Genomic DNA, 22,776 nt, shown 5'->3' on the forward strand with positions numbered 1-22,776 from the left:
AATTAATATATTCAATCCAGGTATGCTATATCCGGCGCTTACTAAAGGAACTCCTCTCATTAAATATGAAAACACGCCTTGATGTATCTACGCTTCCATACGTCTATACGGCTTGTCATTAGAGTGCATAGAATATATCAAATCTAGCATCTTGAAAGTGGTGACAAGTATGAAGATAGAGAATGTGAAAGGTGCTTATGACATTATAATCGGCTTGGGAAGCTGGTGCGGGCCATCCATCTTTTTGTGGCGACGTCAGCTGCGGCGTTTCTCCTTGCCGTTAGACTGGATGATCTCGAAATCGGTCACGGACGTGACCCGGTTGTTAGAGAATCGGTTCGAAGGTTTTATGGATCTCGGGCAGCTCCGGAAGATAGAAGGCACTTCTGACTATTTAGAAGACGGAATCGCAGTACCGAAAGGAGACGGGACATATCATAACGCTCATTTTATTCTAGATACACGCTATAATGTTATTTCCGTCCATGATTTCCCCGTTATCCCCTACCAGGATTGGACGGCCACCTACGGCGCATACAGTGAGAGACTTATTCGTCGAATTCAAAGGTTTTTACATGTGCTCGATCACAGTCGTTCTGTTCTGTTCATCAGGTGGGGAGAAATCGGGGAAGCGGAAGCCGTCAAGCTTCATGCTGTCGTATCCTCGTTGACTCCGGGCAACTGCAGAATACTATTCATGCAGACCGTATCCGGGTTGCAGTCGATTCAAGAGATTGATTGGGGACAAGACGGCATCGCTACGCTGCAGGTTCCCCTCGATGAGCTCTATCATGAATCCGCTTGGGACTGTACCATGAACGGTCTGTCTTTAACGGGGCGTTGGTAGTATTGGTAGCGGGGAATAAAGTTGCACACGCTCCTTGATCCAAACTCTTTGGACTTTGATACCAAGGTTCTTTTTCTGTAATCAGCCGCTTGGATATGTGAAATGGGTACTCGTCATATTCACTATATAGAATATGACGAGATTTAGGGATGACTGGACATGAAATGCGAAATCGCGGCGGATATCCGGTAAAATGCAGTGTTGCCTTCCAACGGCCGGCTGCAGACTACCGGTCCGACGCAGTAGCCTACTCACGGGGTTGGAACGTACAAATCATTCGATATCCCCCAGAATCATTTCATGTAACGCCGTTCCTGCAAGGACCATAGGATATACATTCTCTTCTTTCGGTACGACAAACTCCACAAGTACGGGACCAGGTGTATTTAGAGCCTCTTGCCAAACACGGATAGCCTCTGCTTTATTACTCGCTCTCAACCCTTTGATGCCGTAGGCTTCAGCCAGCTTTACGAAATCGGGGCTGCCGGCAAGGTCGATCTGGCTGTAACGCTTGGCATAACTGAGTTCCTGCTGCTGCTTAACCATCCCCAACACTTGGTTGTTAATCACGACAATTTTGACAGGAATCCGATGAATGGAACAAATAGCCATCTCCTGCGCGCACATTTGCATGCCACCGTCACCGTTTACGGAAACCACAAGACGATTTGGATTCCCGATCTGTGCGCCAATGGCGGCCGGTAACCCGAACCCCATCGTTCCAAGACCTCCTGAGGTGATCAGCGAGCGGGGATGGTTAAACTTGTAAAATTGAGCTGCCCACATCTGGTGCTGGCCAACGTCCGTGGTTATGATCGCCTCGCCTTGTGTGGTTTCATGGATCATTTCAATGACAAATTGGGGCTTAAGCTCCGTATCCGAATCTTTGTACCGAAAAGGAAAGTTCCGTTTGTATTCCTGAATTTCTTGGATCCAACGAGCGGATGGGGAGGCGGCAGCTTTCGTATTCGCATAGTCCAGTACAGCTTTGATATCACCGATGCACGCAATATCCGCCTTGATGTTTTTGCCAATTTCAGCCGGATCAATATCGATATGGGCAATCCGTTTGGCATGGGGGGCGAAACCATCCACCCTCATGGTCACCCGGTCATCAAACCGCGAACCCATCGAAATAATCAGATCGGCATGCTGGATGGCCATATTCGCTGCATATGCGCCATGATGGCCCGCCATGCCCAGCCACAGGTCGTGCGCACTTGGAAAACCTCCCAAACCAAGCAATGAGGTCGCCACCGGAATGTTGGTTTTATTCACGAACTCCAGCAGCTCATTGGATGCACCTGAATAAACCACTCCTCCTCCGGCGATCATGACCGGTCTTTCGGATTCGGTAATCGCTTGAATCAAGGTATCGATCGGGTCTGTATCCAATTTCGGATCGGAATCGTACCCTCGAAGATGAATCGGATCCGCTGGCTGGTAGTACAGCTTGTGATTGGATACATCCTTAGGAATGTCGATCAGTACAGGGCCTTTCCTGCCCGTATTCGCAATATGGAAGGCTTCGTGCACGATGCGCGGCAGGTCTTGCACATGACGAACGGAGTAACTGTGTTTCGTTATGGACAGGGTCATGCTGACGATATCCGCTTCCTGAAAAGCATCCGTGCCCATAACCGTAGTCGACACGTTGCCCGTAATGATGACGAGAGGTGTGGAATCCATATAAGCCGTCGCAATCCCGGTAATCAAATTTGTCGCTCCCGGACCAGATGTGGCGATGCAGACGCCGACTTTCCCTGTCGACCGGGCATAACCGTCTGCTGCGTGTATCGCTCCCTGCTCGTGCCGGGCCAGAATGTGTTTGAACTCCGGATTGTCGACCATAGCGTCATAAATGTACAACGCGTTGCCTCCGGGATAACCAAAAACATGTTCAACCCCCTCGAGCAATAAACAGCGCAAAAGGCATTCGGATCCTGTGATGAGTTCAGCTTCGTCTCTCTTCGTTTCCATGTGATATCCCTCCATTAAAAAAATCCCCTCTCATCCCAAAAGCCGGCAGCATACTGCCGTACTAAAGGGGCGAAAGGGGTTGATTTTCGCGGTACCACCCTGGTTTGCCTAAAATCTCACGATTTTGGACCTCACGAAGTAAAGTGTTTCCTTACTTCCGACACGGTAACGTGTGCCCATCCGGTTGAGACTACTCACTGAATCAAGCGCTTGATCCGGTTTTCGATCAACAGCTCGGAGATGACATCATGCTAGGGGTTAAGGCAAAGGTTTCAGCATTTCCTTCGCTCTCTGGACATAAGAGCCCTTGACACTTTTTTCTCTTCATCGCTTGTTTGTTATATACATAAAAACCCCTCTCCTCCCAAGCTCGGCAGCGATCTGCCGAACGATAGGGACGAAAAGGGGTTATTTTCGCGGTACCACCCTGGTTTGCCTGAAATCTCACGATTCCAGCCTCATGAAGTAAGGAATCCCTTACTTCAGCACGATAACGTGTGCCCATCCGTTTGGAACTACTCGCCAAATCAACAATCAGATCCGGTTTTCGATCAACAGCTCCGAGGTGACTATCATACAAGGGGTTAAGGCAAAGGTTTCAGCATTCCCTTCGCTCTCTGGACATAAGAGCCCTTGGTACTTTTTCCTCTTCATCGCTTTTCAAATGATATTATGAGGATATTATCACAGACGCCATGATTTTTTCAACTGGTTCTTATCATACTGGTTTTAAAATTAGTAAAACCGGAAAGCTGCATGCATTCCCGGTTTACATATCGTAGGTGGGTTCGAGTAAATGAGGCGCTGAAATTTGTTCCAAAATTGTTATTGACCAACGAATCACGATTTGATATAGTGAAATCACCAAATTAGTAATTGATCAATCACTCACAAAAGCGAGGTGGCGAAGAATGCTCCACCTATTGGCACTGACTTGGGCGACAGTGGGTTAAAGGGGCTGTAACGAATACTTTGAAGCGGCTTGGCAAGCCGAATATTTTTTTGATGAAATGTAATTGATTAATCAATAACAGGAGGAAATTGTATGAGTTCAATGGTTCAACCGGCAATAGCAAATTCTCGGCATATGCCACTTCGGTGGTGGGCGCTAATCGCGCTGGCTTTAGCTCAATTCCTGGTCGTTCTCGATGCATCCATCGTCAATATCGCGCTTCCCTCTCTCGGCTCAGAACTTCACTTAGGCACAAATACACTGAGTTGGGTCATTACGGCTTATGTATTGCCCTTTGGGGGCTTGCTGCTTCTCGGTGGAAGATTGTCGGATCGATTCGGACATCGAAGATTGTTCATGACCGGCGTTGCGGGATTTGCGCTTGCTTCGGCCGCAGCCGGACTGGCAGCCTCAGGAGCCTGGCTGCTCACGGCCAGAGCGATTCAGGGCGCATCTGCCGCTCTGCTCGCCCCGGCCGCGCTGGCTCTTGTCACCAAGCTGTTCGCAGATCCTCAGGATAGGGCCAAGGCGCTCGGCATTTGGGGTGCAGTTGCAGGTATCGGCAGCGCGGCGGGCGTCTTGCTGGGAGGCGTGCTGACGGCTTCGCTTGGCTGGTCGGCAGTGTTCTATGTAAATGTTCCCGTAGCGGCATTGGTCCTGGCGGCGGTTCCCTTCCTCATCGCCAAAGATTCGCTAGGCGAACGCATAACTCTGGATATGACAGGCTCGGTTGCGGTAACGGGTGGCATTGTAGCGCTTGTGGCCGCGCTTTCCGGAACAGAGCGGGTCGGCTGGACGTCTCCACAGACGCTGATTCTGGCAGGTTTGGCGGTTGCGCTGCTCGCATCGTTCATCTTCCTCGAGAAGCGTACTGCGAATCCGCTTATGCCGCTGGGTATCTTCCGTAACAAATCGGTTACGGGTGGCAATCTGGCGATGTTCCTCATCGGAGGGGCGACAACGGGACTGTTCTTCGCACTCTCGGTTTACATGCAGCAAGTGCTACATTACGATGCGTTAAAAGCAGGGCTCACCCAGCTCCCGCTAGCCGGCGCGCTGGTCGCCATTGCCGGAGTTGTTCCCGCGGTGGTTAAGGCCATCGGTCAAAGCAGGACGCTGGCGACATCGCTGATCCTTCTTGCCTCAGGGCTAATCTGGTTATCTCTATCGCCTAGTGATGCTACGTTCGCTGCCAATTTGTTAGGACCGTCCATTTTGATCGGAATCGGTCTGGGGGGCGCCTTTGTCTCAGGAACAGAGCTTGCGGTTCACGGTGTAACGGACGAAGAAGCGGGGCTTGCCAGCGGTTTGGTCAATACGAGCCAACAGATCGGCGGAGCCATTGGACTTGCAGTGCTGACAACGGCGGCATCGGCCCGAAGCGATCGCTTGTTGGACCGCGGCGTATCCGAAGCACAAGCATTGACCGGAGGATTTTCCTGGGTGTTCCTTGGAGCTGCCGCGTTCGCGGTTATCGGAGCATTTGTGGTCCTCGCGGTTGTAAGGCATCCCCGACTTTCAAAGTAAGTGACTAATCAATCACAAAATGAATGCTCATCGCTTCTTCGAACGGTCAGAGGAGATGCCGGGAATCGGACTGATCTGCTGGCAGCAGCAGAAGGCGTTGACGTGATTTTCTGCGGGATTTACTTAACCTACGATGACAACCCTGAGAAGGTGCGGCGGATGCTAGAAGCCGTTCGAAGCATCGCGGTGGTGAGTGGAGCCAAGATGGTTACCCTCGAAGGGGTTTTTATCTCCCCGTCGATAGGAGGGAGCAGGTTAACTTGAACGTTTCCTGGCGCAACTTCCATGCGAATCTTTAGTCCGGAGTTGTACGGAGAGGGCGCTTCCAACACAAACATTCATTACGCACTTCGCAAAATCGTTCAAGCGAAACCCGTTAAGCAGCTCATCGATCCATCCGTTAGAAGAGACTATCTATATGTGGACGACGCTACCCGTTATGTTCTCGAGCTGGTTTCGATGGGGACCGCGTTCAGAAGCGATTGGCGCCTTCGCGGCAGTGGCCTAATTTCGCTAGCGGAACTTCTTGACCTAGCGGGTTCAGTCGTTCAAGCTGCGCCGCGGTTTGAGCCGATCGGAGGGTGGCAGCAGCGCCTACTTCAGTGGTATGAGCCAACGGCAAAGAATATGTTGGATCGTTATGAGTGGCTCGGCGAGGATATTGGAACATATGGCACCGAGTATAGCGGCGTATCGCCAACATCTTATAAAGAGGGTATAGCCTCTACGATAAAAAGCTTGATGGCAAAGCACAATAGTGGCTATTGAATAATTCTTATTAAGCGTGACATGAAATGTAATTGAGTAATCAATCAATTCAAATCCAATGAAATGAGGTCAATAAAATGAAAAAGCCGATGGTAAATGGGGTAGCCAACATGACGGGAGTGGAGAACACGAAAGAATGGTTTACACGGGAAGGAATGGCCGATATTGACCGAAATGCACAGGTTATCGTCGACCTGTCCATCGAGATTGAAGCTTCGCAGGAGATCGTATGGCGGATACAGACTGGTGTCGAACAGTGGCCGAATTGGCAGAAGGATATCACGCAAGTACAATTATCCGGTCCAATCGCGAAAGGAAGTACGTTTTGGTGGGAGACCCATGGGTTAGAAATTGTCTCTACCATCCTTGAAATTGACCCCATGAAACGTATTGTATGGGGAGGTCCAGCACATGGTATCGACGGCGTTCATGTATGGAGCATCACCCCCACACCTAAAGGAGTCCTAGTGCATACCACAGAGTCCTGGGACGGTCCGCCCGTAGCAGCTGACCCCGATGGCATGCGTGCTGCACTCACGGCTTCGCTGAATGCTTGGCTCGCCGCCCTCAAATCAACGGCCGAGAGCTTGCAGCGGACATCTGCGAAGGAGTAATTGATTTAATCAATCATATGATGGGGTGAAAATAATCTTGAATAAAAGAAAAATCGTTAAACGTCTGATTTACTTTGGCCTTCCTTTGACTTTGGTGGTTTTGGCCGGAGCGGTGATCGTCACATATTTTTGGCAAATGCGGCTTCAGAAGCCGGAAGAGATCAACATGGCTTACCATCAGATGACAGCTGGCATGTCTAGTATGATAAACATGACCGATATGGATGGCAAGGAGCATATGGGGGGCATGGGAAATCCCTCCTCCGAGGAAGGCGCGGTGTCTTGTTCCTCAATCACGACACCGGAGTCATCGGCTCCGATTCGCAAGTTCGATCTGACGGCCGCCCGGACGACATTAAAGTTGGACAACGGTAAGACCGTCGATGCTTGGACCTTCAACGGCATATCTCCGGGACCGGAACTTCGCGTCACGGAGGGCGACCAGATTGTTGTTACTCTGCATAACAAAGATATTGAGGACGGTGTTACGATTCATTGGCATGGAATTACGGTTCCGTGCTCGCAGGACGGGATTGCGGGAGTAACGCAGGACGCCGTTCCGCCTGGGGAACAGTTCACATACACGTTCATCGCGACGACTCCGGGCACGTATTGGTATCACTCTCATCAGATGAGCTCGATACAGGTAAGCAAAGGACTTCTAGGTGCGCTCATTATCGAGCCGAAAAACGGTTCTGAATCCGGTACTTCAACATCAGAGGCAACGGCTCTTTATCAACAGCTAGGTTCTTCCATGCTGGTGAACGGAAGCGAGAGAGGATGGACGATCCCTGCCAAGCCAGGCGAACAGGTCAGACTAAGGCTGATCAATTCAGGCAATGAAACGATGGAATTTGGCGTCGACGGGGCTCCCTTCCGGGTTCTGGCAATGGATGGCCACGATTTGCATGAGCCCGGCCTGCTGGAAAGGACGATAGTGCCGATAGGGGCGGGCCAGCGTTATGATCTGCTTATCCAAGTTCCGGGGGCGGGTAAAGTCGTCGTCAGCAGCCCCTCGGCTAAGGGGTTACCGATTACGATAGGCAGCGGAAACCAGCCGCAGCATAATGAAGACGGGCAGCTGTTCTCGTTTCTCGATTACGGTACCCCATTGCCTGACGACCCCGTCTTACAAGCCAAGCCCGATCGGCATTTTGAGCTTAAGCTCGGCCAAACCCTTTTTACCAAGTCAATTAACGGAAAATCCTTTCATGATATTCCTCCGATGACTGTGAAAGAGGGCGACCATGTTATCATTACTGTCTCTAGCGAAGGCGGAGGCGATCATCCTTTCCACCTTCATGGGCACGTGTTCCGAGTCTTGAGAAAGAACGGCGAAGCCTTGCAAGGCAGCCCGGTGTATCTCGATACACTTCTGACGAAGAAGGGCGAGACCTATGAGCTGTACCTGGAAGCTGACAATCCCGGGCTCTGGATGATACATTGCCACAACCTCAAGCACGCCTCGATGGGTATGAGCATGATGTTGAATTACGAAGGCATTACGACGTCATACCGGGTAGGAACCAAATCAGGCAATCTTCCCGACCTATAACGAAAGCATTCCGTTAATCCGCAAAGGAGCCGAGTTGATCGAACATATCTTGTCTGCCCTCCGATAACTCCGTTGATTTTGTAATGGCTTCCCACAGTCTGCAATACGTCGATGATCTGGAGGCCGTTATGGATGAGATTTATCGGATATGCCGACATAAGGCTGTCGTTTGCATCGTCGCTTCATACGCCCATGTCAATCCTCAACGAGTTTTTATTTTCCCATACCGACAAAATGGTCACTGCAGGAGGAGCCCGACTATGTCAAAGCCTAGAGAGGCTTAAACTTGGGGAAACCGTAGAGGAACCCGCGGTAACGACTCAAAGCGACATTACCATCCGGGTACCGTTCGTCCTTCCGAACGTGAAACAAAACACAGTGATCCTCAGTCCGGTCACGTTCTCATTGGATAACGGGCCGTTCTTTCCCTCGTTCGATCAAGCGCGCAGAAAAAAAGCATGACAGCTAAGTGTCATGCTTCTTCGTATGTAATTCCCTGTTCATCAAACACCTTCATAACGACAAACATCGCATCCAGCGTCTTGGGAAAGCCCGCATAAGATACACAGTGCATGACCGCCTCTACAATCTCATTGGGCGTAAGCCCGGCATTCAGAGCCCCTTGAATATGGAAATCGAGTTGAGCGGCCGCTCCTGAAGCAATCATAGCCCCTATGGTAAGCAGGCTCCGCTGCTTTAAATCCAGACCTGGACGGGAATACAGCGAGCCATAAGGGAACTCGACAATCAGCTTGGCCATGTCAGGACTGAATTTCTCCATTTTTTTAACCGTCGCGTTCAGCGTTTCTTCACTGACCATCCGTTGTAACACTTCTATTCCTTTATCATACCGATTCGATTCCATATACGTCCTCCGTAAGTTTTAATCTAAGCTAAGCAGTCTTGTGAGGATTGGCGGGATTTCTTGAGGGTCCACCATGACCTCGATGACCGCTACTGTATTCGACTGCAAAGCTGTCTGAACCGCCTGCTTAATGTCGGTTTCATTCTCACAGCGAAATGCCATTGCGCCCATGGATTGGGCAAACAAGCTAATATCCAGCGGCCGCTCATAGACAGCACCAACGGAGCGTCCCGTGTTATAGGACATTCCCTTTTCCACCATATCTAAGCGACCGTTATTCAGTACAAAGAAGATAACCGGGATCCCGTGGTTCACTGCTGTCGATATTTCGGTGCCGTGCATCATGATGCAGCCGTCGCCGGTCACGCAGACGACAGGGCGATCTTGCATAGCTATTTTCGCTCCGATCGAATAGCCGATCGCCGCCCCCATCGCGATGAACACCTCATCGAAAAAGAACGTCCCGGGCTCGATGATTTCGAAATGCTGTACGGCATGAAAGGAGTGACTTCCTGCGTCTCCGAAGAGTACCGCATCTTTTGGAAGCACGGCCCGCAAGCTCCTGAACGCCGCTCCCGCCGACAACGTGGTGGATTCCAACTGGGAGGACGCAGCTGCCGCTTGTGCCCGGGTTGTCAGCATCTCATGCTCTTTGGACGTTGCCCCGCTCCGCAAAATGAGCTGAGTCAAGTTGGAGCGGATATCGCCAAGGATCAATTGCGTCGGCGCCTGAATGGTTTTGCCTGCAAACGTAAGGTCATACTCAAATTGCAAGACCTTGTCCGGCTCCATATCGGCCGTAAATCCGGACAAAGACATGTCGCACAATTTGCTGCCGACGACGATCATCAGGTCAACGCCGGATTTCAAATAATCGGTTGCATACTTGGAACCGCCGAGGCCATACCCGCCCAAGTATAAGGGATGATTGGTAGGAAAGGCTCCTTTCCCGCCAGGGGTGGTCATTACAGGAATTCCCCAATGTTCTGCAATCGTCTGCAATTGGTCATAGGTATCCGACATGACGGCCCCTTTGCCCACGAAGAGGACAGGTTTCTTGGCCTCGTCCAGCAACGTGATGGCCTTATCAATGTCAGGAGATACAACGGGTGAAATATGATCCGGCAATGGCAGGTAGAAGGTCTCCACTTCCTCCATCAGCACATCAAATGGGATGCACAGATGAACGGGTCCCTTTTCGCCGGTGTAGGCTTTTTCCAAGGCATGTTTAAGGTAGAGATAGAGCGTGTCCCCCCGTTCGATGCGAGCACTGAACAAGGTGACAGGTTCGAACATTTTAACCAAATCTGCCCCGAACTGGCTTGAATCCTGGCTTAAAGCGCGTCCAGTCTCTTGCATCGAAGGTTGTCCGGTAATGAACAATACAGGTAGCTGGAATTCTTTGGCCTGCGCTGCGGCTGTAATCAGGTTTGTTCCTCCCGGCCCGGAAGTGCCAATCGCGATCCCCATCGTTTTTGCTGCCAGGGCATAACCGGATGCTTCAAACCCACAGCCGGCTTCGTGACGACCCAGCACATATTGAATATCATAGTTTTCGAGTTCCAGCATCAGCGGAGAAATGGACTTTCCGGGAATGCCGAACACGTGGGTAATTCCCCATTTTTTAAAATGCTCGACTAATATTGTATACACTCTTTGTTTCATCTTATCACCCCTGCAAATTGGTTTTTATGGTCGTCGTTTGCATCAACAACTGTTCGATTTGTTCTGCTGGTATAGGTGGGTAATAATAAAAGCCTTGTACTTCATGGCAGTTCTGACTGCGCAGGAAATTCAACTGATCCTTCGTTTCTACGCCTTCTGCGATCACATCGATTCCAAGCTTATGGGCCATCGCGATTACCGTAGCTACAATGTCTGCGTCATTCGAATCCGTCATGATATCCCTGACAAAGGATTGATCAATCTTCAGCCGGTCAATCGCGAACTGTTTCAGATAGGAGAGATTGCTGTAGCCTGTCCCAAAGTCGTCGATGCAGATCAGTATACCTAGTTCCTTCAGCTTTCCGAGTATCTCGATGGCAACTTCAACATTCATCGTCATCGACTCTGTGATTTCGAGCTCCAGATAGGAGGGATCGATGTGGGTTTCGAGTAAAATCTCTTTGATGGTCTCAACCAAATCATGCTTTGAAAATTGGCGAGAAGAGAGATTCACAGACACGCGCATCGGGGTAAACCCTTTTTCCTTCCACTTTTGATGCTGAAGGCAGGCGGTTTTGAGCACCCATTTTCCGAGGGGGACAATAAGTCCTGTTTCTTCGGCGATCGGGATGAACTTAGCCGGGGGGATCAAGCCAAGAGTCGGGTGATTCCAGCGAACAAGCGCCTCGGTACCGATGATTTCCCCTGTCTTTGAATCGATCTGGGGCTGGTAATATAACACGAATTCCTCTAGCTGCAGCGCTTTACGGATCGAATTCTCCAGCGTAAGCCGTTCAATACCGCCGCCGCTCGGGATAGATTTGAAAATGTTATAGTTGTTCTTTCCATCGTCTTTCATCTGGTAGAGGGCAATGTCGGCGTTCTTCATCAGCATCTCGACATCCCTGCCATCTTGAGGATAGAAGGCAATACCGATACTGGCTGTGATATATAATTCATAGCCGTCCACTGCAAATGGTTTCTCGAACGCTCTAATAATCTCTTCCGCAACCTGAATCGCTTCCGTCTGATCCTTAATCTCTTCCAAGAGGATCGTGAATTCATCCCCGCCCATTCTGGATACCAGTTGGTCCGAAGCATGACAGCAAGCTTTCAGACGCTCGGCCACCATCTTCAACAGCACGTCGCCGTTGTTATGGCCCAGCGTATCGTTAATCTTCTTGAAACTGTCCAGATCGAGGAACATGACGGCAAAGATGCGGTTTTCGTTCACCCCTTGTCTCAGCAATTCACCAATATGGCCGGTGAAAAACCTTCGATTCGGCAAGCCTGTTAAATCGTCATGGTAGGCTAAATAATTGATTTGCTTTTGCGTATGATAACGCTCCGTGATGTCCCGAAACTGTGCGAATGCGCCCATGATCTGCATATTCTCATCGCGAATAGGGAAGGCGTCAAACAGGCAGACCCGCTCGTCTTGTCCCATCTTAGGACGCAGCATGAATTCCATATCTTCATACTCTTTCCCCGTTTGAAGGACCTCTTTAATGAAGTCGTTTGTTTTGGCATTCGGAATAGGTTTATTGATGACATCCTGCTTTTTGGCACCGGTTAAAATTTCAGCAAACTTGTTGAACTCCGTAATGCTTCCATCCCGATCCGTAATAATAATGCCGTTTCTTGTCGTTTCGATGACCACCTGATTCAGTATGTGCAATCGTCTGTTTTGCTTCTTCAATAGCAGTTCTCTTTCGATCGAATCGACAACCGTGCATAGCATTGCCAGTAAAAAGGGGTTGTGCTGGTCGATCGTCGTCATGATCGTAATGGTTCCGAGCAAATTGGAGATATCATTATATTGAAAGGGTACGGTATAACAGGCCGAGGACCATAAAAATTCATAATAATGCTCGTCCCCGACAAGTTGAATCGGCTCACGATGATCCAAAACCAAATTAATGCTGTTGGTTCCCGCTTCGTGTTCATTGAACACGAGGCCAACTTTAATGCCCGATTGCTGAATCACAGTCTTGATCGCTTCATCCCCGGCCATTTCCAGTATGCAGCCGTTCTCATCGGTAATCAGGATGAGCAGCGGGAGCCCTTTCATGAGCTCCAACAACTTATGAACAAAGAAATCAATGACGGACAGTATTTCCTCGTATTCTGCCCGTTTTAGATTCAAATCGCCTTCTGAGAAAAAGTTAGTAAAGGAGGGAATCCCCTGTGGATCAATACCTAGCTTTTCACATCTCTTTTTAGACTCCGAGATCAAGGATAACTTCGTCAAATCAATCCCCCTACTTTACCAAGAAAAATGCAATAAATTTACTTGAATGATATGTAGCTGAAATTTACCGGTTCTTTTTTCATTATGACGGCGCTCAAAGTTTTTTTCAATTTATTTTCTGTTAGATTCTGGGTGATGAGAAGCAAACAAAAAAGAAGCCCGCTGAGATCACTGGGTTGATGTTACAGTTTCATCCATTTCTCTTTGAAAAATAGAGAGAACACGCGAACCGCAATGATTTTCAGCATCATATAAACAGGAATGATAACAATCATCGCGATGATTCCCCCGATATTGCCGGCAGCCAGGACAAGGATTACGGTTGTAAGGGGGTGAATATCCAGCTTTTTACCGAATACATAGGGAGCGATCAAGTTATCTTGAACTTGCTGAGCGACCAGTATGATGACAAGCGACCATATAGCCGTCGCCGGCGATTGCGTCAGCCCTACAATGACAATCGGAATCGCAGACAGGATGGCACCGACAAACGGAATAAAGTTTGCAATGACGGATATGACCGTAAGCAAGAAAGCATAGGGTAAGCCAATAATCAGGAAGCCGATATACATTAAGACACCCAGCGAAAGATTGACGATCACTCTTCCAACGATAAATCCGCTTAACATATGGTCGATTCCTGTGACAATCTCACGGGAATCGTTTTGATAACGATTTGGCGTTGCGCGCACAAGTATATTTCCGAACTTCTCTCCTTCTTTTAGCATGAAAAACAGGAGGATAGGGAAGGTGAACAGGATAATCGTAAAATTAGACACAAACGAAAACAAACCGCCTAAATAATTCGACATGAAAGAAAAGCCTTTGTTTAAGTAATTGGTGATGGATGAGAGTCCATTGCTTTCATTGGCCGGAAATAAGGAAGCGAGGAATCCGTTCTTCTCAAGCTCATTGATCTGTTCCCCTACGGAACTCAAGAGACTTGGGATATTATCTAGAAAGCTTATCAACTGCCCGTAGAGCACAGGCCATTTGCTAGTAATGAACCAAACGATGGCAAGCGCGAAAATGACGTAAATAATCAAAATGGCCAAGGTCCGGTTAACTTTATATTTTTCCATTAACTTTACCAGCGGCCTGAGCAAATAGTAAAAAAATACGGAGAGAAGCAGCGGAATGGCGACCACCTCGATTAAGGCAATGATCGGACGAAATACAAAACTCACTTTGGATCCTAAGAAAATAATCAAAAACAGCAATACGATAAGCATGCCAAAGCGCAATGCTTTGTTTGTGGTGAACAAATGATTTCCCTCCATTTTGTATAAACTCCCCGGCTTGATGCAACTTGGGCATCCTGCGTTCGGTCTTATCTCTACAATAGAATTAAAGATACTTACTTTTACGCTGGCTCAAGAATGACGTTTCATAATGTAATGAACATCTGTCTAGGTATAACGCTTTAATGTTTTTGATAATAAACAAAATAATTTAAATATTCCTTGACGGGAATATTCCTAAGGTGGTATATTTTTCCCATAAGCTTAGAACTATTCAAATGGGAGGGAAAAACGGGATGAATCAGGAAGTTACAGACTACATCGAAAATTTGCCGAAATGGCAGGGAGAGATAAGTTCAACCCTGCGGAATATGGTTCATGAGACGATTTCGGAAGTTGAAGAACACATTCAGTACAAGAAACCGCATTTTTTGAAAAACGGCCATTATGCAGCGGTGATCTCGCCAGCAAAGGACGCCATTGCGTTCATGATCATGAACGCAGACAGCATCGACTTTCCAAAGGGATTCGACGGGCCTGCTGAACGGAAATGGATCAAATTGCGGGAAGGCGACACGCCGGATCTGGCTCTGCTGTCAGGTCTGCTGAAGCAAGCTTCCAGCACGTTGTAACAGGAAATCGGGGGGGACAATGAAAACGACAACTTTGAACGCGCTCGCGGAACCCAACCGATTGCAGATCATTGAACTGTTGCGCGAAGGTCCGCTTACGGTCGGGGAAATTGCGGATCGGCTGCACCTTAGGCAACCCCAAGCGTCCAAACATCTAAAAGTTTTGAGTGAAGCCGACCTTGTCGAAGTGCGGGCGGACGCCAACCGGCGAATCTACCGGCTTTGCCCCGAGCCATTCATGGAAATGGATGCATGGCTCCATACGTTTCGCAGTATGTGGGAAGACCGTTTTGACCGTTTATCCGATTATCTTAATCAATTAAAAAAATCAGATTATCCCTAAATTCCAAGGAGGAGATCTAATGAATAGTCAAGGACTTTTATTGAAACGTGAGTTTGACGCCCCCCGGGAGCTGGTATTTGAGGTCTGGACGAATCCGGCGCACTTTGGCAACTGGTGGGGACCAAAGGGGTTTTCGCTTGAAGTGGCTAAGATGGACGTTCGGCCAGGCGGAATGTTTCTCGGCTGCCAGAAGTCGCCGGATGGACAGCAGGCGATGTGGGGCAAATTCGTTTACCAGGAAGTGCAGGCGCCGGAGAAGCTGGTATGGGTTCAGTCCTTTTCCGATGAAGAAGGTAACACCGTTCGCGCTCCGTTCAATCCGAACTGGCCGCTGGAAATTCTGAATATTCTGACGCTTGAGGAAAATGAGGGGAAGACGGTGCTGACGCTGCAAGGTGGACCGCTCAATGCCTCTAAGGAGGAGCAGGAAGCATTCGACTCGATGTCGCCAATGGTTGCACAAGGGTTCGAAGGTACCTTCGAGCAACTCGCAAACTACCTGGCTGGCCAACAATAAAGCCCATACCAAGGGGAATCTGAAAGCCTCGGAGAGCATTTGCTCCGCGGCTTTTGCTATTCATGGTAATAGATTGCATCATAAGGAAACTCGAACTTCTTCATTCGATATTCCTTGGGTGTCATGGACATATATTCACGAAACACCTTGCCGAAGTAGCTGGGGCTCTCAAAGCCGCATTGTTTGCCAACATCCTGGATCGGCAGATCTGTGGTTCGAAGTAAGGTGACTGCGGCTTCAACCCTCCGGTCTCGCAAATAAGAAAGGGGTGGGGACTGCTCCGACTTCTGGAATAACCTGCATAAGTAGTGCTTGTTAACTCCGCAGTGTTCGGAGAGCATGTCCAGCGTTATTGGGGAAGCATAATGCTCCTTCATGAAACGTTTAGCCTTCAGAATGATGGAGATGGAGTTCTCGTTGATGTCTTTGTTTATTTCTCTGCTCGTCTTGACTAGAGTAAGCATCCACTCATAGACAGTACTGGACAGCTGATATTTATCAATAACGTTCTCCTCAGCTATCATGCTTAGAAGCTTCCACAGATCTAGAATTAAGGGAGAGTCAGCATCTCTGTGAATGACGGGCCCTTCTTGCCCAATAACAAGATCCCAAATCCGGTTTGCTTCCTCCCCTCTCAAGTTAAGCCATAGAATCTCCCAGGGCGTTCCGTTGTCCGTATAATAGTACCGGTGTCTGCTTGGAACTTTGACCAGAAATCCTGTTCCCTGGTCCAGTGTGAAGCGCTGCTGCTCATACTCCAGGATGCCTTGGCCGCTAAGCGTATATTGAAAAATGACGTGCCCGCAATCCGGACGATCCTCGCCTGCAAAGCTGTACTCCGCGCTCTGGATGATCTGCCAACCGACCGAATCTAATGTCAATATTGAATGATCGTCGCTTCGAAAAGCATAGGATGAAGGGGATACCATGTCGTGACCTCCACGATTCATGAAGTCAATTTTGTTATAGTATAGCGCAATACTTTTAGATTGTCTTCGTCATTGATCACGCATAAGATCGAGGTATCAAGAACAAAGTGGGTGAACCTATGGAGGACAAGAAGTATAACGCAACGCTGAGGATAGATTTGAGGGAAGATGAATATTGGTGGGGTGGAGCTGTCCAAGATGGAACCTTCATGCCGTTTGGCAGCGAGCCCTATTCACGCGATCTATATGGCGATGCAGCCTATAACCAAGCAGCGCCGCTGCTTCTCTCCAATAAGGGGAGACTGGTTTGGTCGGAGGAACCGTACCGGTTTTCTTTTGACGGCCGAGTACTTGTTATTGAAGGAAAGGAAGAAAACATAAAGGTCGAAGAAGGCGGTAGCACCCTGCGTGATGCGTACCGCCTTGCTTCACAGAAGTATTTTCCTCCTGCCGGCCGTGCTCCGGATTTGCAGTTTTTTACCGTGCCCCAATACAATACGTGGATGGAGATGAGCTACCATCCAACGCAGGACAAGGTGATCGCTTACGCTGAAAACATATTGTCCCATGGGCTGCCGCCAGGCATCCTCATGATTGACGACAATTGGCATGAAGACTACGGTACGCTCAAGTTTCATGCGGGACGGTTTCCCGATCCCCAGGGGATGGTGAACCGGCTACACGAGCTTGGGTTCCGCGTGCTCCTGTGGGTATGTCCGTTCTTCAGTCCGGACGGCGAGGTATACCGCGACTTGAAGAGGCGGGGATATTTGCTGAAAAATCCGGATGGGAAACCGGTTGTTCGCGAATGGTGGAACGGGTTCAGCGCCGTTCTCGACGGCACAAATCCGGAGGCGGTAAGCTGGTTTGCGGGTGAGCTGGACCGGTTGGTTGAAACGTACGGGATCGATGGCTTTAAGCTGGACGCGGGAGATCCTCAGTATTACAAGCCGGAGGACATCAGCTATCGGCGGGTGACGCCGAATGAGCAGACCGAAGCTTGGGCGCGTCTCGGACTCCGCTATGCCTTTAACGAATACCGGGCATGCTGGAAGCTGGCCGGCCAGCCGCTGGTTCAGCGGTTGAGCGATAAGAACCACAGCTGGGGCAACGATGGATTAGCCAGTCTGATTCCGAATGGACTTGCTCAAGGACTGATCGGATATGCCTTCAACTGCCCCGATATGGTCGGGGGCGGCCAATACGAGGACTTAATTCGCCCGGATTTCAAGGTGGATGCGGAGCTTTTTGTCCGGTACGCTCAGTGCTCCGCTTTGTTTCCCATGATGCAATTTTCTACAGCACCATGGCGGGTGCTGGATGAAGCGCATTTGAACTTATGTATCGAAGCTGCAGCGCTGCACTGCCGGATGGGAGACGAAATCGCTGCGTTAGCCCGTCATGCCGCCGAAACGGGTGAGCCGATCATGCGTCATATGGCATACGTTTTCCCGGAAGGGGGCTTCGAGCAAATCACCGATCAATTTATGCTTGGTGATGATATGCTGGTCGCCCCGGTTCTCCTGAAAGGGGCGACGACCAGAACTATCGCATTCCCTTCAGGGACTTGGTATGGGGATGACGGGTCGCGTGTAACTGGCCCGTGTGAAATTGAAGTTGATGCTCCTCTGTCCAGGCTTCCGTGGTACCGCCGGGAGCAGCGGGTTTCCAGCTAGAATCTGCAGTAGAGGGAAGGGTTAAGAGCTCAGCTGAACGCTGAGCTCTTTTGGTTTGTATCTACCTTTGATCCGCCTACGGCTAGTTGTCCAGTCGACGTTCCGGATCAGACCCCGGGCCGTACAGCTTTCGGTAGGTCTCCGGCGTCATCCCTTCCTTCTGCCGAAACGTAGCCACGAAGTGACTCGCGTCGCGAAACCCGACCGCTTCTCCGATGCGGCGCACGGTCCAATCGGGCCGGTAAGGCAGCCATTCCTTCGCCTTGCGGAGCCTTAGCTGAATGAGATAGGCATAAGCCGTCATCCCGAACAGATCGCGAAATCTTTCATTCAGCTGCCGTTCACCGATGCCGAGCTGCGCAGCCATCTCCGTCAAGCCGATTTCCGGGTTGGCGAATTCGTGTTCCAGCCAGTTCAGCAGGCCTTGAACCCGGTCCAGCCGCTTCGAGATGGACGGCCGCTTGTCCGTGCGGGCGTCCGTACGAAGCAGCGTAAGAAATCGGTATAAATCCGCGGAATACCGCCATCCCGACGGATCGCCGCCCGACTCGGCGAACGCCAGCATGCTTTTTAGCTGGTCGGTTATCGGATCATGGCCGGCTTCCCATTGAAACCATTCGGCGGCACTCCAGCCGAGGGAACGGACGAAACTGGCGGCGATACTTCCATGAAAAGTGATATAACCGGTCTGCCAGCCGCCGCCTTTGGGCTCATATCGATGAGGCGTCCCCGGGGCGAGAAGAACGCCCGATCGTTCCGTCATTTTCCACGTGTACCCGTTAATTGATAGTTCTCCCTCTCCATGTAATGTCTGAAGCCAATGGAAATAGGGATAGCCCGAGGGCCTTGCTATGGTCTCCTGGTCGGGTTTGATCCCAATGGTCTCCAGCTGCAGGGGCAGCAGTTCCGAAGGGAATGCGGGAACGACTCGGCGCATCTTATAAAAACCTCCATATTCTTATATATAAAATCCCGAATTTTATATTTTTTACAGATATCATAAGCCATTAAGATAGGGTTATCCATTGCAGTTTTATCATATACATTGAGGTGTGACAAGTTGATCAATACGAAAAAGGCGAAAATTTGGTATGGCGGAGATTACAACCCGGATCAATGGGAGAAGCCGGTCTGGGACGAAGATTTACGTATGTTCAAGTTGGCTGGTATAGACGTCGTGACGCTCAATGTGTTTGCCTGGGCGGAAGGGCGGAACTGATGGGACATGATGTATGGATTGTCAAGCTCGATCGGTAGCATAACGTCTCATGGAAGCTAGCTCATCAGGTTGGCAGAGTTACACCTCAAGGGTTCCTGGTTACCGCGTGGCTCTATTACGAGAATAGGGGATGAACCGAGATGAAAATAAACGCAAACCGAAGCGACTTGGAGCAAATCGCCGGACGAGTGGCGTCTTACACGTTCGACATGGACCTGACGTGGGATTGGCCGGGAGGCGTCGCTTACTATGGCGTCAGCAGAGCATTTGAAGTAACGGGTGAGCAGGCCTACCTTGAACGGATGAAGGAATGGGTGGATGAATATATCGAAGCCGGCCTGCCGGACTGGACGGTGAATACGTGCGCCATGGGTCACATGCTGCTCACGCTATACGAGCAGACAAAAGATGAGAAGTACGCGGAGATTATTCACAGCAAACTCGATTACCTGGAGAATGATGCGCTGCGTTTCGGCGATCGGGTGCTTCAGCATACGGTATCGTCGGGGAACGATTTTCCGGAGCAATGTTGGGCGGATACGCTGTTCATGTCGGCATACTTCATGCTGCGTGCAGGCATTCTGTTCGATAAAAAACACCTCATTAACGACGCCCTGCATCAATTTTTCTGGCATATCAACTACTTGCAGGACGACAACGACGCCCTGTGGTATCACGGCTACAACCATATTAAACAGGATCATATGTCAGGCATTTACTGGGCGCGTGCGAACGCTTGGGCTGCCTATACGATGGCCCGCGCGGCACGTATTCTGCCGGAAGGGTATCTGTATCCCCCAATGATGCATATTTGGAGCTCATTGCGCGATCAGCTAGCCGCGATTAAGAAGCTCCAGAAGGAAGACGGCCTGTGGGGAACGGTTCTGGATTACCCGGAAGCTTACGGCGAGGTATCGGCCACGGCGGGCATCGGAGCGGCCATGGTAACCCAAGGCAATCCTTTGCACGCAAAATATGTGCAGAAGGCGCTCGACGGCCTGCTGGCGAACATTGCCGGCAACGGCCGCGTGCTGAACGTATCGGGCGGCACTGCTGTCATGAATGACATCTCTGGATACCTCGGCATCGACAGGAAATGGGCCCAGGGCTGGGGGCAAGGACTGGCGCTCGCGTTTCTGACATCGGTGATTGAGGAGCTCAAGAAAAATGAAGCGAGAGTGGATCACAAGTCGGTGGATGCTTTGTGAGATGAATAGAATGAGGTTCATGTAACAGAACGTGATGGAAAGCAACGAATCAAACATGATTTGTTGCTTTTTTTTGATCGAGCTCGATTAAAAAAGTTATAGAAAATAAAATTTGAGAACGATCAGTAAAAATAATTCTTTACCATTCGTTCTCAATATGTTAGGATAAAACCACAAACAGGAAATAGAATAAAGGAGTTGGACGACTTGACACATTTTCAATCTAAAAACGGCGTGGTCACTTGGAATGATGAGTTGCAGAGCGTGGTCATCGAATGGAAAGGATTTGCATACGGACAGGAGTTTCAAACGATCCTGATGAAGGGAGCCGAACTGTTGAAACAAATGAACGGCAGCAAAGTCCTGATGGATACCCGCAATGGCTCGGCGATTAAGGCTGAAGACAAGGTATGGATTGGGGAGTTTTTCATCCGGCGGGCGTTTGAAAGCGGACTTCAATACCTGGCTCTGCTGCAGCCACACAGCGTCGTTGCTAAGCTGAGTCTGAACAGAACGGTCGAGGGGCTCGGAACGCTGCCTTATCGCCAGGAAAGCTTCACCGAGTGGGATGAGGCGGTACGCTGGTTGACAAATCCGTCACCGTTGCTGAGCGCGATCAGCTAACAGGGATTTACAACATTATTTTCATCATTTTAGAATGTTCATTCTCAAATAAAAGGAGACGACAAGTATGACAAAACCAAATTTAGAAGGAAAAATCGCATTGATCACAGGTGCAACACGAGGAATTGGACTGGAAACCGCCCGCGGCTTGGCCCGATTGGGGGCAACGGTCATTCTCGGCTCGCGTGATATCCCTAAAGGAAATGAAGCAGCGTATCAATTACATCAAGAAGGGCTAAAGGCTGTAAGCATTCAAATTGACGTGACCGATCAACAAGATCATGCCGCTGTCTATCAGTACCTTGAAGAAACGTATGGCAGGCTGGATATTTTGGTGAACAATGCCGGCGTCCTCCTCGAGCAGTCCAGCATTTCTGCCGCGAGGCAAAACCAGACGAGTGCTATACCATTAAAAGAGCTGCGCGATACGTTCGATGTGAACTTTTTTGCTCAAGTTGAGTTAACCCAAACTTTGCTTCCATTGATCCGCAAATCGGAAGCAGGCCGGATCGTCAACGTGTCGAGCATCTTAGGTTCATTAACCCTGCAGGCAGATCCAGGCTCGCCGATTTATTCTATCAAAACCTTTGGTTATAATGCCTCGAAAGCGGCGCTGAACGCTTTTACCATTCATCTGGCACATGAGCTCAAGGATACTTCGATCAAAGTGAACTCTGTACATCCGGGGTGGGTCCGTACGAAGCTTGGCGGGGAACATGCAGATCTGGATGAAGCAGGCGGCAGCGAGACGAGTGTATTGTTGGCTTCGCTCCAAGAAGACGGGCCGACTGGGGGCTTCTTTCACTTGAACGATTCGCTGCCTTGGTAAGTTTGCGGAATATTTAGAATGTTCATTCCCATATAGTTAGCTGGTAGCAGGGAACGGGGATAGAAAATCATTGAAATATATAACGGGAGATGAAGGGAAATGAAAAAATTAAGTTCTGCTTCGGAATTTGAACGTGAGATTCAGGGAGATCAAACAGCGGTTGTCAAGTTTTATGCGGATTGGTGCCCGGACTGCAAACGCTTGGACCAGCACTTCGGACAGATCATAAGTGAATATCCGACTTTTAATTTCTATGATGTTAACGTGGAGGAACTTGTGGATGTTGCCGAAGGGCAGGACGTACGAGGTATTCCAAGCCTGCTGGTTTTCAGGAACGGACAAAAAGTGGCTCATCTTCATAGTGCCAATTTAAAGACTCCGCAGCAAGCCAGAGATTTTCTTAATACGTTGTGATCATGATATGGAAGACGACATGTTAAGCCGGATTGAAGAATGGTTTACGGATTGCTTATCACTGTGATTTTTCAGTGGTGAGCTTTTTTTATTTTTTTAATGACTGATTGCACATCGCAA

20 protein-coding genes and 1 pseudogene are annotated in these 22,776 nt (G+C 49.5%); 14 read left to right on the plus strand and 7 right to left on the minus strand.

Translation table 11 applies throughout. The features are described from left to right. Nucleotides 1–169: 169 nt before the first annotated feature. Nucleotides 170–847: a DUF1796 family putative cysteine peptidase gene (locus tag MKY74_RS13190; protein ID WP_076169028.1), complete on the plus strand. Its 678-nt coding sequence runs from the start codon at nt 170–172 to the stop codon at nt 845–847. Nucleotides 848–1,120: 273 nt separating this feature from the next. Here MKY74_RS13190 and ilvB read toward each other — a convergent pair whose 3' ends face one another. After that, complete coding sequence (gene ilvB, locus MKY74_RS13195) at nt 1,121–2,827, minus strand: biosynthetic-type acetolactate synthase large subunit (protein ID WP_244169217.1); 1,707 nt, start codon at nt 2,825–2,827, stop codon at nt 1,121–1,123. A gap of 1,045 nt (nt 2,828–3,872) precedes the next feature. On the opposite strand from ilvB, the gene MKY74_RS13200 reads away from it, so the two are divergent. The 4 genes from MKY74_RS13200 (at nt 3,873) to MKY74_RS13215 (ending at nt 8,705) form a co-directional block, all read left to right on the plus strand. Further along, the gene (locus MKY74_RS13200; protein ID WP_076169024.1) at nt 3,873–5,306 is read left to right on the plus strand and encodes an MFS transporter; all 1,434 of its coding nucleotides are present in this window, start codon (nt 3,873–3,875) and stop codon (nt 5,304–5,306) included. Between the two features lie 845 nt (nt 5,307–6,151). Beyond that, entirely contained in the window at nt 6,152–6,688 is a 537-nt protein-coding gene (locus MKY74_RS13205; protein WP_208629262.1) for an SRPBCC family protein, read from the plus strand. A gap of 37 nt (nt 6,689–6,725) precedes the next feature. Next, nucleotides 6,726–8,243: a multicopper oxidase family protein gene (locus MKY74_RS13210; protein ID WP_076169019.1), complete on the plus strand. Its 1,518-nt coding sequence runs from the start codon at nt 6,726–6,728 to the stop codon at nt 8,241–8,243. Nucleotides 8,244–8,375: 132 nt separating this feature from the next. After that, nucleotides 8,376–8,705 (plus strand): hypothetical protein, encoded by a 330-nt coding sequence (locus MKY74_RS13215; protein ID WP_244169216.1) that lies wholly within the window; start codon nt 8,376–8,378, stop codon nt 8,703–8,705. 10 nt (nt 8,706–8,715) lie between these two features. Here the strand turns inward: MKY74_RS13215 and MKY74_RS13220 are convergent, their stop codons facing one another. The 4 genes from MKY74_RS13220 to MKY74_RS13235 all read right to left on the minus strand — a co-directional run bounded on the left by MKY74_RS13220 (nt 8,716) and on the right by MKY74_RS13235 (nt 14,304). Beyond that, the gene (locus tag MKY74_RS13220; protein WP_076169017.1) at nt 8,716–9,108 is read right to left on the minus strand and encodes a carboxymuconolactone decarboxylase family protein; all 393 of its coding nucleotides are present in this window, start codon (nt 9,106–9,108) and stop codon (nt 8,716–8,718) included. A gap of 18 nt (nt 9,109–9,126) precedes the next feature. Further along, nucleotides 9,127–10,773: a thiamine pyrophosphate-binding protein gene (locus tag MKY74_RS13225; protein WP_076169014.1), complete on the minus strand. Its 1,647-nt coding sequence runs from the start codon at nt 10,771–10,773 to the stop codon at nt 9,127–9,129. A gap of 4 nt (nt 10,774–10,777) precedes the next feature. After that, a complete protein-coding gene (locus tag MKY74_RS13230) occupies nt 10,778–12,919 on the minus strand; it encodes an EAL domain-containing protein (protein ID WP_244169215.1) in 2,142 nt (713 codons plus the stop codon). 287 nt (nt 12,920–13,206) lie between these two features. Beyond that, the gene (locus tag MKY74_RS13235; protein WP_076169009.1) at nt 13,207–14,304 is read right to left on the minus strand and encodes an AI-2E family transporter; all 1,098 of its coding nucleotides are present in this window, start codon (nt 14,302–14,304) and stop codon (nt 13,207–13,209) included. 257 nt (nt 14,305–14,561) lie between these two features. Between MKY74_RS13235 and MKY74_RS13240 the strand changes: the two genes are divergently transcribed. From MKY74_RS13240 to MKY74_RS13250, 3 genes are read left to right on the plus strand one after another with little or no spacing between them, the layout of a single operon-like run. Further along, nucleotides 14,562–14,897 carry a DUF1801 domain-containing protein gene (locus tag MKY74_RS13240; RefSeq protein WP_076169007.1) on the plus strand — a complete coding sequence of 112 codons (336 nt, stop codon included), beginning with the start codon at nt 14,562–14,564 and terminating at the stop codon, nt 14,895–14,897. A gap of 19 nt (nt 14,898–14,916) precedes the next feature. After that, entirely contained in the window at nt 14,917–15,240 is a 324-nt protein-coding gene (locus MKY74_RS13245) for an ArsR/SmtB family transcription factor (protein ID WP_076169004.1), read from the plus strand. Between the two features lie 19 nt (nt 15,241–15,259). Continuing rightward, nucleotides 15,260–15,757, plus strand: a complete 498-nt coding sequence (locus MKY74_RS13250; RefSeq protein WP_076169002.1) for an SRPBCC family protein — start codon at nt 15,260–15,262, stop codon at nt 15,755–15,757. 56 nt (nt 15,758–15,813) lie between these two features. On the opposite strand, the gene MKY74_RS13255 is transcribed toward MKY74_RS13250, so the two are convergent. Further along, complete coding sequence (locus MKY74_RS13255) at nt 15,814–16,686, minus strand: AraC family transcriptional regulator (RefSeq protein ID WP_076168999.1); 873 nt, start codon at nt 16,684–16,686, stop codon at nt 15,814–15,816. Between the two features lie 119 nt (nt 16,687–16,805). Between MKY74_RS13255 and MKY74_RS13260 the strand changes: the two genes are divergently transcribed. Beyond that, nucleotides 16,806–18,362 (plus strand): glycoside hydrolase family 31 protein, encoded by a 1,557-nt coding sequence (locus tag MKY74_RS13260; RefSeq protein ID WP_076168996.1) that lies wholly within the window; start codon nt 16,806–16,808, stop codon nt 18,360–18,362. 82 nt (nt 18,363–18,444) lie between these two features. Here the strand turns inward: MKY74_RS13260 and MKY74_RS13265 are convergent, their stop codons facing one another. Beyond that, the gene (locus tag MKY74_RS13265) at nt 18,445–19,299 is read right to left on the minus strand and encodes an AraC family transcriptional regulator (RefSeq protein ID WP_076168994.1); all 855 of its coding nucleotides are present in this window, start codon (nt 19,297–19,299) and stop codon (nt 18,445–18,447) included. 123 nt (nt 19,300–19,422) lie between these two features. Here MKY74_RS13265 and MKY74_RS13270 point away from each other — a divergent pair. The 5 genes and pseudogenes from MKY74_RS13270 to MKY74_RS13290 all read left to right on the plus strand — a co-directional run. Beyond that, a pseudogene (locus MKY74_RS13270) lies at nt 19,423–19,566 on the plus strand (beta-galactosidase); the annotation flags it as partial. A gap of 155 nt (nt 19,567–19,721) precedes the next feature. Beyond that, nucleotides 19,722–20,789, plus strand: a complete 1,068-nt coding sequence (locus MKY74_RS13275) for a glycoside hydrolase family 88/105 protein (protein ID WP_076168991.1) — start codon at nt 19,722–19,724, stop codon at nt 20,787–20,789. A gap of 207 nt (nt 20,790–20,996) precedes the next feature. After that, nucleotides 20,997–21,413, plus strand: coding sequence for a hypothetical protein (locus MKY74_RS13280; protein ID WP_076168988.1), 417 nt, complete (start codon nt 20,997–20,999; stop codon nt 21,411–21,413). A gap of 67 nt (nt 21,414–21,480) precedes the next feature. Next, nucleotides 21,481–22,242: an SDR family oxidoreductase gene (locus MKY74_RS13285; RefSeq protein WP_076168985.1), complete on the plus strand. Its 762-nt coding sequence runs from the start codon at nt 21,481–21,483 to the stop codon at nt 22,240–22,242. A gap of 99 nt (nt 22,243–22,341) precedes the next feature. Beyond that, entirely contained in the window at nt 22,342–22,656 is a 315-nt protein-coding gene (locus tag MKY74_RS13290; RefSeq protein WP_076168983.1) for a thioredoxin family protein, read from the plus strand. The last annotated feature ends 120 nt before the right edge of the window (nt 22,657–22,776 follow it).

It is taken from the genome of Paenibacillus sp. FSL R5-0378 (assembly GCF_038009285.1).
GTDB lineage: Bacteria > Bacillota > Bacilli > Paenibacillales > Paenibacillaceae > Paenibacillus_AQ > Paenibacillus_AQ favisporus.